Annotated in this window: 3 protein-coding genes; all 3 read left to right on the top strand. The window is 46.9% G+C overall.

Annotated features, from left to right (window positions below):
• Positions 1–214: 214 nt before the first annotated feature.
• The 3 genes from AAAH86_RS07125 to AAAH86_RS07115 are packed head-to-tail and all read left to right on the top strand — an operon-like array spanning position 215 to position 15,576.
• Complete coding sequence (locus AAAH86_RS07125; protein ID WP_343486873.1) at positions 215–2,467, top strand: gliding motility-associated C-terminal domain-containing protein; 2,253 nt, start codon at positions 215–217, stop codon at positions 2,465–2,467.
• Between the two features lie 7 nt (positions 2,468–2,474).
• The gene (locus tag AAAH86_RS07120; protein WP_343486872.1) at positions 2,475–4,649 is read left to right on the top strand and encodes a PorP/SprF family type IX secretion system membrane protein; all 2,175 of its coding nucleotides are present in this window, start codon (positions 2,475–2,477) and stop codon (positions 4,647–4,649) included.
• 22 nt (positions 4,650–4,671) lie between these two features.
• A complete protein-coding gene (locus AAAH86_RS07115; RefSeq protein ID WP_343486871.1) occupies positions 4,672–15,576 on the top strand; it encodes a T9SS type B sorting domain-containing protein in 10,905 nt (3,634 codons plus the stop codon).
• Positions 15,577–15,579 lie beyond the last annotated feature (3 nt).

Raw genomic sequence — 15,579 nt, 5'->3', positions numbered from 1 at the left:
GTTTTGAAGTGCTTCTTCATACAAATAAGCGCGTTTCACAACAGATTTATCGGGCCGCACAACAATAAATTCGGTATCGGCGACAATAACAGCATATTTGTTATTGGAATACTGTATGGAAAAAGCTCGCGAGACGGGCAGTGAAAAAAGCTAACGAAGAAAAATGTCTGGGATGATTCCCCAAAGTCACCCAGAGCCTAAAGCTGCTATAACCATGAGACCTATTTTGCTAACACGTATTCTATTGGTCGCTGCTTGTGCCCTATTTGGTGCCCAAGTGAGCGCTCAAGACTTGAACAAACCTACACCCGCCCCTAACCCTAATATCGGAGCTTCCGATCCATGGGACAAAGCCTGTGCTTCAGACACTTTCAACGAATATTTTGTCAACTTTACTTGGAGCCCCAACCCTATCGTGAACAGCGATAATGAATTCATTTTAGAGCTGTCAGATGCTTCAGGAGACTTTTCAAGCCCTGTCGAGCTTGATCGTCGTTCTGACATGAACGCCACTTTTGATTTTGATTTCAATTTTGCCCTACCCACTGATGTTCGGGGCAGTGGCTACCGAATGCGGGTCAGAAGCACCAGTCCGGCCGTGACAAGCCCTGCTTCAGATGCCTACAGCATGTACTACATTGATTACAAACTGCCCATCTTGATAAGCCAGGATGGTAACGGCACCATTCCACCTGGGGGCGAAATCAGCCTTTGTGATGGGAACAGTATCGTTTTGCAGCCACACAACGTACCTAATGCAAATACCTATCAGTATATTTGGTATCGAAGCGGCACCATATTGAGTGAAAAAAGTGAAAGTCTTACGGTTTCTACGGCGGGCATGTATTCTGTAGAAATCGACTACGGAACATGTTCGGGTTCTGCCAATACGCTCTCAAATGTCATTGACATCACCACGGGGTCAAGCCAAGGCGTGGCCATCAACCCCCCAGCAAAAACAAATCTGTGTCCAGGTGAGACCGTAACCCTTCAGGCCAATGTGACCGGACAGGGCTTGGATTATACTTGGTACAAAGATGGAAACCCAGTAACAGGCCCGACCCTCGAAGGAGACTCTTATGTAGTAGACGCCTCAATTGCTGGCTTTGAAGGGGATTACGAAGTAGAAATTTCGGGAACCGGAGTTTGCCAAGAACGTTCTTCGGCCGTGACCATGACCAACGCTGGTGACTTTACGGTAACCCGAGACAATGCGGCCACCATTGTTCTCTTGCCTTCGCAAACAACAAATTTGTCAGTATCCACAACGGCAACCACACCTACCTATCAATGGTACAAAGATGGAAGTCCAATTTCGGGGGAAACCAACAGCACAATCACGGTGAACGATATTGGCACCTACTTTGCCCGTGTCACCGAAAGCGGTGGCGCATGTGCCGCAACGCCCAAAGATTCAGAAACTACGTCGGTGGTCGCTCCAGCTTCCTTTGAACTGGTGGTCGATTACAGCTCGTCGTACACTGCATGTTCCTCTACTGATGTCACTTTAGGGATGTCTGTCATCAACGCCGTTGCTTCTGATGGTTCAAAGACCGATGTGACCAGCGATATGTTGGGTGCTTTCTCTTACCAATGGACAAGAGGGGGTTCAGATATTTCTGGGGAGACCAGCAGTACATTGGTCATTACCGACAATGCCGACAACGGAAGCTTTGCCCTACAAGGTACTGTGGATAGCTTTAATGCTACATCCAACACATTGGAAGTTCGTCTCAGAACTTCAGAAACTGTCGCTATAACGAGCACTGAAACCGTACTGTGCGTGGGCACCAACAACGTGACCATAAGCACAGCTCGAGATTTATCGGGTGAAACATTTGAATGGCAGCGTAACGGCCAGAATACTGGAGCTGCCACCGCTGATCTAGCCGTAACCGAGTCGGGTTCATACCAGCTTGTGGTTACCGTTGACGGCTGTCCTGTACCCTCGAACACTATTGAAATTACCGATTTTGATGCTTCTCAATTGGTGTTGGATAGTGAGACGACCATCATTTTCCCTGAGGGAGAATCACAAACGGTAACCGCCAGTGGTGCCGCAAACTACGAATGGTATGATGCCAACAACGCCCTGATCAGCAGCACAGACAGTGCAACATTTACCGAAGAAGGCAACTATTTATTGATTGCCACAATTGGCAATTGCCAAGTTAGCCGCGCCTTGACCGTTGAATATCGCGATAACTTTCAAGTGCCCAATGTGATTACGGCCAACGGTGATGGCATCAATGACCTGTGGGTATTGCCCAACACCTATTCGAGAAGGGCTGATGTTACGGTAACCGTCTTCAATGAAAAAGGGCAGGAAATTCTCAACCAGGCCAATTATCAAAATAACTGGCCCCAGTCATCAACGGCTTTCGCACAACAGAATATGATTTTCTACTATAAAATCAGAAAAGAAAATAAAACCATCAAACAAGGAACCATCACGGTAATACGATAACCAAACCATGTACAAAAAGGTATTTCCATTACTGCTTATCTCACTTTTCTTTTTAGGGCAATCCGTTGCCCAAGAAGAAAGTCCTGCCATCACCTATAGGGCTCCATCACAGAACCTGTTGAAGTTCAACAGGTTTTTGATCAACCCAACGTTTTCAACGGTACGGGAGGATAAGTCTTATATCAATCTATTTCATAGAAACCAATCGGTATCTTTTGACGACAACTTTCAGACGTACTTTTTGAGCTATAGTGGTCGAATAGGGGACAGAAGCGGTGTTGGGGTCAGCCTCTATACCCAACGTGAAGGCATCTTCAACAACTTTGGGGTGCTCGCCAATTATGCCTATGGAGTGCGCTTGGGTGAAAAAAGCAACTTTACCTTCGGTGCCAATTTTTCGTATTACAACAGTGGATTGGACCAAGGCAGGGCCAATCTTTTGGATCCCAACGATCCGTTGCTGGGAAGGGATGACAGTACCCTCATCTTGTTCCAGCCAGGATTCAACATTTCTTTTGGAAGGTTTGATTTCGGCGGTTTTGCAGAAAACCTCTTTGATTACAACCTAAAATCGAGTGAATCAAATACTGAATTCAGCGAAAAGACCTATTCGGCACATTTACAATATACCCATCAGTTTGAAAACGCTTCCGGCATTTTTGAGCAGGGCCGGTTGTTGCCCTTGGCACGTGTCAGAAAAGTGGGAGAAGAGGATATCTCTTATGGTGGCGGTGTCATTATGGACTTGCCCCGTCTGGGATGGCTGCAAGCGGGTTATGATGATTTGTTCGGAGCATCCGCGGGGCTTGGTTTTAACCTCAACAAGCGAATATCCCTTGGATATACGGTTGAAAAGGGATTGGACAATAATTTGGATAATCTGGGCCTGACCCATGAAATATCGTTGGCCTATTCATTTACTCCAACACTGACCGAAGACCGCGTCATGCTTGAAAAAGATTTTGAGGATGCATTGGTCAACAATGAGGATGAAGATGTGCCTGTTGAAGAACTCTCACTGACTGAAAAAGACCAGCGGATTGCTGATTTAGAAAAGAAATTGGCCGAAAATGATGCCATATTGGATGAGCTGTTGTTCCGCCAAGACTCTATCGAACGCACCCGTCAAAGCGATTTAGAGCGCAGGTTTGAAAATGTCATGCGCATGGTGCGCCGTGAGACCCAAGGTGAACAACCTGAATTGGAAGAAAAGGCAAGACAATTGTATTTCGCCAATGTTGATAGTGCCGACATCATTAAGAATAGAACAACCGACCCGCTATCAAACCATGGTTTGACCAACACAACGGCTTCCAAAAAAGTCATCAGGCTTGATAATGTGGAAAACTCTGTGGCTGAAAACTCCTCTTTTGGGGCTACAGATATTGAATCGACCAAGAAATTGGCAGCTATAAAGAATCTTGACGAACCTGTATCCAATTCTAAAGTCGCTATGGAGGAGGCATCCAAAACCACCTCTGAAAAGAATGATAACGTTCGGTATAAAAAGACGGTCAGAAACTTCAAGACATTCACCATTCCTGATGTTCAAAGTGGTCACTATTTGATTGCCAATGTATATAAGGGCACTAAATACATGAACAAGTTCATAGAAAGTCTTGATGCACAGGGTATCGAGGCAGACTATTTTCACAACCCCAGAAATGGGCTGAATTATGTATACCTCAAAAGTTTTGACAATAAACAAGATGCTGTTTCGGCTTACAGAACAAAGTTGGGTGGCGCTTACCAAGGAGACACCTGGGTCATGAAAGTGACCGGTGATTATGATGGTACCCAATATGCCAGCAATGATGTCCAAGATTCAAAATATGGTGATACACTGCAGCAGAACGTAGTCGCCAACCAAACAAGCGGCCAGCAACAAAACCAAGGCGGCCCAACCTTTAAAACGATTGACATAGACGGTGTTGGGTCTGGTTTCTACATTATCGCCAACGTGTTTGAAAAACCACAAAACGCCAACCGCTTTGTACGCGAATTGAACGCAAAGGGCCTGAGTGCCAGTTACTTCATCAATCCAGAAAATAACTACCGGTATGTTTATATCAAAAAGCACGGCACTTGGACGAATGCTTTGGTATCATACTACTCCAAACTAAACAACAGCTACGATGACCCCATGTGGATCATGCGTGTGAAACCCAACCAGATAAGCTAAAATGAAAAACCGCTTTAAAACGATGGCCATAAAGAACTTGTGGCCGTTTGCCATTGCTTGCTTATTCACCTTGATTGCCCATGGTCAAGAGGCAGTGCCCTTTGTGCCAAGGCTTGATGGTGACAACATCAAAATTAGGGGAGACATCATTTTTGTAGGTAATAATATTCTTAACCGAGCCACAGAAACAAATCCAGCGCAGGCCAACACGCCCTATAACGGCAGTCAGAACAACAACTCACTGTGGATGGAGTATATCGACATCGATAGCGACCCAACTACGTTTAGTTCCAGTAGTGCCGAGCTGAACATTACTGACCCTTCTTGTTCTCAGGTGCGATATGCCGGTCTTTATTGGGCCGCCACCTACCCAAACGAGCGCAGTACCAATGGCGGTGCGCCATTTGACGGAACGCCGAGAATTGAAGACTGGTTCAACATCAAATTCATGGTTCCTGGCGGAGCTTATGTTGATTTAACAGCAGATACTGCGGCGGATCCCGTTGGGCAAGAAGACGATATTATTTTTGATGGCTACGATTACAGCAACATCAACAACTCTTTTAAAGATTCACCATACATCTGTTACAAAAATGTGACCGATTTGGTGCGTTCCAATGCCAACCCAAATGGTGAATATACCGTGGCCAATGTGCGCGCCACAAAAGGCCGTAGAAACGGATCAAGCTCAGCGGGCTGGGTCATGGTCATTATCTATGAAAATCCCAATGAGTCTGGTAAGTTTATTTCCACTTTTGATGGTTATGCGGGGATGTCAGGGGCCGTTGGAAATGTTGAGGTAGATGTTGATGGATTTAGAACATTACCTGCGCCATTCCCCGTACGGGCACGAATCGGTGTGGGTGCTTTGGAAGGAGACCGCGGTATTAGAAATGACCGCTTTTTTATCCGTGCTGATTTAAATGCAGGGAATCCGTTCACCAATTTATCCACGGGAAACAATCCGGCCAATAACTTTTTCAATTCCACTATCACCAACAATGGCAACCAAGTACCGACCCGTACTCCTTATGGAACAAACACTCTTGGCACCGATTTGGATATTTTCAACCTAAACAATCCCAACGAAACGGTGCTGCCCAACGATGAGACGGGCGCAACACTTCGATTTACGTCAACAGGAGACGGTTATGGGGCTTTTCTTGCCGCATTCTCCGTAGAAATCATCGAGCCAAACATTGTTCTTGAGAAAAGGGTCGAAGACATCGGGGGAACCGACATTACCGGACAAGGCGTAAACCTTGGCCAGCTTTTAGACTATGTGCTTTCGTTTACAAATTTGGGCAATGACGATGCCACCAATTATACCATTCGCGATGTGTTGCCTGTGAATACCACATTAGACGAGACCAACATCACCATGCCTCCCGGAGTAACTTATACGTTTGACAGCGCAACCAATGAAATAGTTTTTAGCATTCCTGACAACCTTGTTGAGATTGGTGATCCTATCGCATCTATTCGAATGCGGGTCAGGGTTGCCGAAAACTGTTTTGATTTCGTCGATGCTTGTAGTGATTTGATTGAAAACCTTGCCTATTCGACCTATCAAGGCGCTTTAAATTCTGCGGTGATCACTGACGACCCCAGTGTGTCTGATTTTGATAATTGCGGCTTTGTGACTCCCGGTGCAACCAATTTTTTATTGGATGACCTTGAAAACTGTAGTTATACCCGAACCGTACTGCTGTGCGGAAGCACTGTAGAATTGGATGCCGGAGATGGTTTTGATTCGTATACTTGGTACTTTGACAATAATGGAGACCAGCTGATAGATGCGGGTGACACCGTGATAACCGATGGCGATCCAGACAGTGATCCCAGTACTTTTGTTGCTGACAGAGCTGGCACATTTATCGTAGATAAAGATGTGGCCGACCCATGTAAGGGCTTTCAAGAAGTTATCATTGTTGATTTGTTCGGGTCAACCCAAACCAACCCCATAACGACATTGATCAACGATACCTCAAATACCGTCGATGGCCAAATTTTGGTGTGCCCAAACGATGGTGAAGAATTACCCGAGATATTTCTCTGCGGTTTGAACGATACCGAATTGGTACAGATCAATATTCCCGATGCAGATAGCATCGTCTGGGAACAACTGGATGAGGCAAGCTGTGCTGCGGCCACACCCAATTGCCCCAATCGCGACAATGGCTGTGCTTGGAACACCGTCGCCACCGGAAGTGATTTTATGGCCGATGATGCTGGGCAGTACCGTTTGAGCATCAACTATGCCAACGGCTGTTTCAGTAGGTTTTATTTTAATGTGTTCAAGAACAACCTCGACCCAAACTATACGTCAGAAGATATTTTCTGTACGACACCAGGCAATATCACGGTGACAAATATGCCGGCCAATTATGAGTATCAGTTGGTCAACGAAACTACTGGTGCCATTGAAGTGCCGTACAGTGCCAATAACGGGCCAAGCTTTACCATTACCAATAATGGGGCGTATCGTGTTGAGATGCGCCAGCAGGGCGTGACTGATGGCTGTACGTTTATGATTGAGAACATTGGTGTTCTTGACCGTGATTTTCAGGTGGATATTGATATCACACCGGCCAACTGTAATGCGTTGGGCGCCATAGAAATCGACGTACTCAATGTCAACCCGAATTACAACTACTATCTGCGTAGACAAAGCGATGGCGTACTAATTGATGATGAGACCGCGCAGCCCGACAACACGCACACATTCACGGTAAATCCGGGAGACTATACCATAGAGGTGACCACCCAAGATGGCTGCACAGACTCACAGGATATTACCGTGGGAAGAATTCCCGACCCTGACCTTTCGGCTGTTACGATAGATGACATTGGTTGTACTGCGGGCAGAATCGATTTAACACGTACTGGCGGACAGGGCAATCCTGATTTTCTTTTCGCCATTTGGAGTAAGGATGGGGTCATTTTGCACCATCCCGGAGGTAGTCCGACTGAGCAAGACATTGTAAACAACATTCCGGCAGATGCCTATCAAGTAGACCCCTTTTTCCTGTTTGGCTGGAGGGATGATGATGGCGATGGCAGTGATGAATACATTCCCAATGAAGACGGTGACTATGTCTTTATCGTTGTCGATGCGAACAACTGCTATGCCCTTTCAAATGAAGTAACAATAAACGATTTGGGTCAAATGACCGCATCCGTACCCACCCCTGTAGACGTTTCTTGTAGTGGCGGCAGTGATGGTGAAATCAACATTGTTGCGGTTGGTGGCATTGCGCCGTATACGTATAGTATTGATGGAGGAGCCACTTTTGTGGGTACCGCTTCTTTTGTAAACCGCACCGCAGGCAACTATAATGTGGTTGTACGAGACAGTTCAGGCTGCGAAGTTTCGTTTTTGTATACGGTCAACGAACCTTTCCCCTTGACCGCTTCAGCAGGTATCTCCAGGGATGCCACCTGTGACCCCAACGGCGCAGAAGTACGTGTTACCAATGTAACTGGTGGAACCGCTCCCTACGAATATAGCTTTGATGGCGGAGCGACCTATGGAGGTTCCAGTATTGCTGTGCTTCCTCCAGGAGATTATACCGTGATTGTTCGCGACGATAACGACTGTACTTTTTCAATGGATGTGAGCGTTGATGACGACCCCATGCCACCCACGGTAACCCTTACTCCTGAAGTAAGCTATAACTGTGACGGCACAGGAACCATTACGGCCACTCCTGATATAGCAACCTATGATTATACGTATGAGTTGGATGGTGTGCCGAACGCCCCGCCAACCAGTAATGTGTGGAACAATGTTTCACCAGGAACCTATACGGTGAGAACCTATTATACTTCAACCACACCGCCTACCCCGAGCATATTGCTCAATGAAGATTTTGGAGCTGGGGCCACAATTGCAAGCCCAAACACCACAGGGTATTGTTTTGAACCACAAGATGGCACCAACACTTGTTTGAATCCCGCACCACAAATCAATGATGGAGAATATGCCGTTACTAGCAGTATTGTTGCGCCTTTCGGTGCGTGGGTCAACCCTACAGACCATACAGGGCTTGTCAACGGCAGATATTTGGTCATCAATATCGGATCTCCTGGGCCTGGTCAAGCCATCTACAGACAAGTCATCAATGACATTGTGCCCAATCGACCCATTGAAGTTTCACTTTGGGCCATCAACTTATTGCGCAGCACCCATACAGGGCAAGTAGATCCTGATTTGACAATTGAATTGCGCGATACAGGCACAGGTGCTTTGGTCGCTTCTGACAACACCAATGCCATACCACGAAACGATCTTTGGAACAATTATCCAATATTATTGAACCCAGGGCCAAACACCAGCCTAGAATTGGTCATCGTGACCAACGAAAGTGATGATAATGGAAATGATGTGGCCATTGATGATATTGTGGTACTTCAAGAGCCCGAAGTCTGTTCACAGTTTGTAGAAACGCCGGTTACAGTGGTAGCGGGCAATACTTTTTCAGCATCTGTCACTAATTTTACCAATGCAAGTTGTAATGGGCTTTCTGACGGCACCATCACTTTTGAGGTCGAAAATTTCGATGCCGCGGCCGGGTTCGACTACTCTACCGATGGCGGCACAAACTGGACAAACTCGACTATGTCTCCTCTTACGACAACAGCAATTTTTGGTGCGGGTACACATCGCATTGATATCAGAAAAGCAGATGATATTAGCTGTACCACTTTTGTGGAAGAAACCTTAACGGCGCCTACGCCGGTAGTGGCCAGTGCGGCCATCACGACTCCTTTGACCTGTACCAATGGCGGGGCGACCATTACTGCAAGTGCCTCGGGCGGCACACCCACTTATGTGTACCAGTTGGAGGATAACTTGGGCAATGTCATCGGCGCTTATGATTTCGCCACCAACGGAAACAATACAGTATTTACTGGCCTTGCCGCAGGCGACTATTTTGTGATTACAAGGGATGCCAATACCTGTGAGGATGCTATTGATACTGCTTTGACCGTGGCAGATTACAATACCATTGTTTTCAATACGGTTGAGACAGCCTGTTATTCCGGTAACAACGATGGAAGCATTCAAGTAAACGTCACAGACGGCAACGGTGATTACCAATTCCGCATCAACGGCGGTGCATGGATTACCCCGACCCCAGCTACGGCGACCACTTATACCTTTCAAAACCTGACCAATGGCAGCTACACTATTGAGGTAAGAGATGGGCTGGGCTGCGATGAAACTTCATTGCCAATCATTCTGGATCCAGCATTAACCGCAACGGTTGATGTGGTCGATATCAGTAATTGTGGCGATGGCTCTATAACAGTGAACGCCACAGGTGGCAGTGGAACCCTTGTTTATGCCTTTGTCACGAACGGCACAGCGGTAACACCCGCAGATTTTGGTGCTGCCAACACATTTGCTGTGACCACCGGAAACGATGGTGATTACGACGTCTACGTACGTGACAACAATGGTGCCTCGCCTTTCTGTGAATATACGGAGACCGTCACTGTAAATCCTGCGACTCCTCTTACGATAACGGCAACACCAACTGACCCCCAGTGCCACGACGGTACGGGAAGCATACAGGTCGATCTCACTTCTGGCGAAGCTCCTTATACCATACAAATCATTGATTTGGACAATGGTGGTGCTTCCGACCAAACCGATACGAATGTCACCGTGACCAACCGAACCTATTTCAACTTGATGCCGGGCAACTACACTGTCAACGTTACTGACGCAGATGGCTGTACAGTTACGGATAGTCCTTTTATTAGCAATCCAGATGAGCTGACTGCAGATATCGAAGGGATTGCGCCTGTGAATTGTGATCCAAACCCCAATTTATACGGTTTCAGATTCATCAATTATCCATTGACCATTGGAACTCTTGAGTTCAGTGCTGATGGAGGTGCTACATGGCAATCTAGTGACACGTTTGTGGGTGCAGCTTATGCTTCGGGCACCGAGGTTGAGCCGGCTATCAGAACTGTTTCTGGAGCGACACAATTGTGTAGAACCGATTTGCCAAGATACACCACACCCTATCCTTTGGATGATTTGGATATCAGCATTTCAGCCATCATCGTAGACTGTAATGATCTTCAAGTCACTGTTCAAGGTACGGAAGGCCTTGCTCCCTATGAATACGCATACTCAGATGACCCTGTGAATTTTAATCCTGCTACTGCAACATGGTTTGCGGGTTCCACCATCGATTCAGGTGGAAACACGGTGCCGGCTGGTCACGGCAGGCATATCTTTACAGGCCTTGTACCAGGCAGAACCTATGTGTTCTATGTGCGTGATTCAAGCCCCTGTGTGCGCCAGAGCTCACAAAACGTGAACGACCTCGCGCCACCACCTGTACAGATCATGGCCGATGTAACACCAACTTGTGCAGGACAGACCAACGGTCAAATTACATATACCGTTACAGAAGATACTCCAGGGGAGTTGGGCGGAACATTTGATTGGGATTTCTTCAGAATAGACGATGTGGCTCCGTTTGGACCTCCTGTGCTTGTAGACTCAGGCACAGAAGCTGGTTTCACTTCTGGAGATTCTTTCACTGTGCCAACTCCAGCAAGTTTGGGCGTGGGCGATTATTTTGTTGAAATTCGAGGAGCAGCGCCAAACAACTGTGTCATAGGAAGCGAAAATGCTCGAGTAGAAGAATTGAATCCTATCACTGGCACACCAAATGTTCTTCAAAACATCACCTGTGACAACCCAGGACTTGTAGAAATACAATCCGTATTTGGCGGTGGAGGTACGTATACCTACACACTGACCAGTACGAATTTTGTAGCTCCTATCGTCACTACGGACAATCCTGTTGAAATACCGATCGCCAATCTAGTAGATGCCACTATAACGCCCTTCAATGTTGATGTAAGCGTGGCCGACCAATATGGCTGTACCAATCCTTTGGGCACTGTTTCCATTACTGTCGCACAAAATCCGAACATTGATAGCATAACCGTAGCGAACTGTACAACGCCATTTTCCATCACGGTCATTGCCAGTGGTGGTTCGGGCACCTATCTGTACTCTATTGATGGTGGCGCGACCTATGTTGACAATGGTGGTGTATTCAACAATGTGGCCGTGGGCAGCTATAACATCGCCATCATCGATAGTAATGGTTGTACGGACACAAACCCTGTGGCCACTGAGGTGTACCCTACCCTACAAGCGAATGCTGCGCTGACGACAGCTAAAGACTGTGAGTCGGGTGTGGCGGGCAATGCTGAAATCACCATCGAGGTTTTTGATGGTTCTGGTGGGACAGCGGTGGGTGCCTTCAACTATGATTTTGAAGTGACCGGGCCAACAGCGGGTTCAAGCCAAGCACGCACCAATCTTACGCTTAATCCGTTTGTGTGGAACGGTGCCAGTGAAGTAGGCGGCTATACAGTTTTGGTCTACGACAACAATGTGCCTTCATGCCCACCAAGAAGTTTTACGGTCAATGTGGAGCCTGAGGTATATCCCTCATTGAACATTGATGCTTTTTCAAATGAAACCTGTATTACATCTGATGACGGTTCTATTTCAATAAGTGCCGTGGATAATGGCACAGGGCCGTTCACATTTCAAATTACGCATTTGAATGGCGCTCCGTTGGGTACGCCCATCAATCCTACCTCAAGCACGAATGTGACTGCAATATTCACAGGGTTACAAGGTTCGGCAGCAGGAAACAATTATACCATTACGGCAACTGCCGCTAACCATTGTACAACGACTCAAGACCAGATCATCACCGAACCTGATGCCATTGTAGTGAATACTATTACGCCTGTTGAATATGGGTGTTCTGTCGGGAATAACCCGGATAATGCCACACTGACCTTTGCGGGCGCTGTGGGGGGTTCAAACAATTTTGTTCGTTTTGAATTTATTCGAGATGGAAGCCCTGTTCAAGACGGGCCCAACCAAACCTATACCGAAACGGACTTAGCAGGCGGAAGCTATGTGATCAATGTGTATGATGACAATGGCTGTGTCGGTAGTACAACGGCTACTGTGCTCCCATTTGTGGAAATCAGCGACCCTGTTATCAATACCACGGTTGATGTGACCTGTAACCCAGGAAGTGATGCACAGATTGAAGTGGGTGTTACCGTCAATCCCGGTACGGCCACTCCAAACCTCGAATATGTGGTCACAGGAATCAATGTGGTTTATGGCCCTCAAACCATAACTTCGACCAACCACTTGGAAACCTTTACCGGTCTGAGTGCGGGCAATTACAGCATCTCCATCACGAACTTGGATACGGGCTGTGTCACCAACACGGTGCATACCGTTGACGAACCTGAAGAAATGGATGTGGTGGCCACCAAATTGACCGATGAGGAATGTTTGAACAATGGGGTAGACGATGGAAGTTTCTCTATCACCATTAGCGATTATGTGGGTGACTATTCCTATCAGGTCTACGATAGCAGTGACAATCCCTTGCCTGGTGCAGGATTCAGTGGCACCGGAAACACAGGTACGGTATTGCCGCCAATCACCAATTTGTCTGGGGGAGTATATTACATTAGAATTACACAGACCGATGCGCCTTTCTGTGTAGAAGATTCGAACAATATCACTATCATCGCTCCCGACGCACCGATAACAGCAGCGGTGAGCGAGGAGGCGAATGTGACCTGTTCGAACGACCAGGGTGTCATTTTGGTCGACCCAGAAGGAGGTCAAGGACCCTATACCATCGTACTCGACAATACGACCACCGCACAAAGCTACACGGAAACCAATGTTGAAGCGTTTATGTTCAATGGCCTTTCAGCGGGCACTTTTGATATTACCATTACAGATGCGTATGGGTGTGTTCATACAGACAATATCACTTTGATACAGCCTGACGATATCGTTGCTTCGATTACAAGCACGGCTTTAAGTTGCTACAACGGCAATGATGCCAGCGTGACCGCTTCGATTGCCCCAAGAACAAACCCTGTGGCACCTGTTTATGAATATCGTCTGAACCGCTATGATGATTTGGCGGGTACAACTCTGTTGTCGACCTCGGCACCGCAGTCTGCCGCAACTTTTAACGGATTGAATACTGGTTTCTACAGCATTACGGTATCTGATGATGTCAGCTGTGCCGATGAGACCGCTATCGTTGAAATCATTAATCCTACAGAAGTAGAAGCCTTTTTGGTGCGTACCAATCCTTTGACCTGTGAAGACGGTGTTGAATTTGAACTTTCGGCAACTGGCGGTAGTGGAACGTACGAGTACAGTGATGACAACATCACATTTATCCCAATGGCCGGTAATAGTGTGAATTTACCTGTCAGTGGCACTTTGGGTGCGGGCACCTATCAATATTTTGTGAGGGATGCTGTGAATGGCTGCGTGGCAGTAGCCTCCAACATTATTGATGAAGATCCTATCATACCATTGTCGTTGACACTGGATACGACAGCGGCAATAATCAATTGTGATGGAGAAAGCACGGCGCGGATCGTCGCTGATGCCGATGGTGGTCTTGGCAACTATATGTTCGAACTTTATACAAATTATTCTGGCTCGTTGGCAGACCTCAATAATTTGGATCCGGCCTTGTTGAATGTCGCTGACCGTATCGCGGGGCCTTCGGCAAACGGAACTTTTGCCGACCTCCCAGCAGGCACGTATTATATCAACGTTTTTAGCGGTGACTGTACCGCACCTCCGCAGCAAGTGGTCATTGCCGACCCTGCTCCGTTGACCTATTCGGAAGGCTTTGCAGATGAAACCTGTGTGGGTGCTGAAGATGGTTATATCACCGTGACGCTGAGCGGTGGGGCAGGCGGTTATCAATATGCCATATCGCCCAACCTTGACCAGTTCAGTGATGAAAACACCTTTACTGACTTGTCCCCAGGTAATTATACCGTAATCGCCCAAGACCAAAATGGTTGTTTTGAAGTGTTGGATTACACCATTGGTTCAGCGACGCCCATAACGGTCACTGCCGATACCGTGACCCATGAAATCTGTGCGGGTGATGCCGACGGTTCCATAACATTGGGCATAACAGGTGGTGTTGCGCCATACCGAACAAGCTTGAATTCAAATGCCGATGCCGATTTTGTAAATGGTCAAGTACAATTTGACAATTTGGCAGCGGGTACGTATGTGATTTTTGTGAGGGATGCCAATGATTGTGAGACCAACATCATTGTTGATGTTGAGCCTGGTGTAAATTTGAATGCCACGGTCACGCCAATCTATGAGTGTGACGGCAATATTCCCGAAAATAGGATAGAGGTTATTTTGGAAGATGATACCGCGTCGGCCGATGTGATGTACGCATTGGATTCCACGAATCCTGCCGATATGCAGTTGACGCCCGATTTCACCAACATGGTGCCGGGAAGCCACTTTTTGACCATCGCACATTCCAACGGCTGTATCAATACCGTTGATTTTGAAATCACCGGCTTTGAACCCTTGACATTGATACTGGAGCAGAACAACATCAATGAAATCACCGCTGTGGCCGCTGGTGGTCTTGAAGAATACACGTTCATTTTTGGCGATGTCGACAATGGTGCCGACAACACCTTCTTCATCAATAGAACAGACACCTACACCGTGACCGTTATAGACCAAAATGGATGTGAAGTGTCAGCTGAAATATTTATGGAATTCATTGATATAGAGATTCCGAATTTCTTTACTCCGGATGGTGATGGCATGAATGACCGCTGGCTTCCCGATAATTTAGAAGCATTCCCGAATGTACTAATGATCATTTTTGATCGTTATGGTAGAGAGCTCTATAGGATGCGTTACGGGGACGCTGGATGGAATGGAATATATCAAAATAGCAACCTTCCGACCGGTGATTACTGGTATGTCATCAAATTGCAGGGAGAGCAAGATGACCGGGAGTTTGTAGGACATTTTACCCTGTACAGATGATCA

This window comes from Allomuricauda sp. d1 (genome assembly GCF_039592695.1).
Lineage (GTDB): Bacteria > Bacteroidota > Bacteroidia > Flavobacteriales > Flavobacteriaceae > Flagellimonas_A.
The sequence above is the reverse complement of the archived record's forward strand: the minus strand, read 5'-3'. Positions and strand labels throughout refer to the sequence as shown.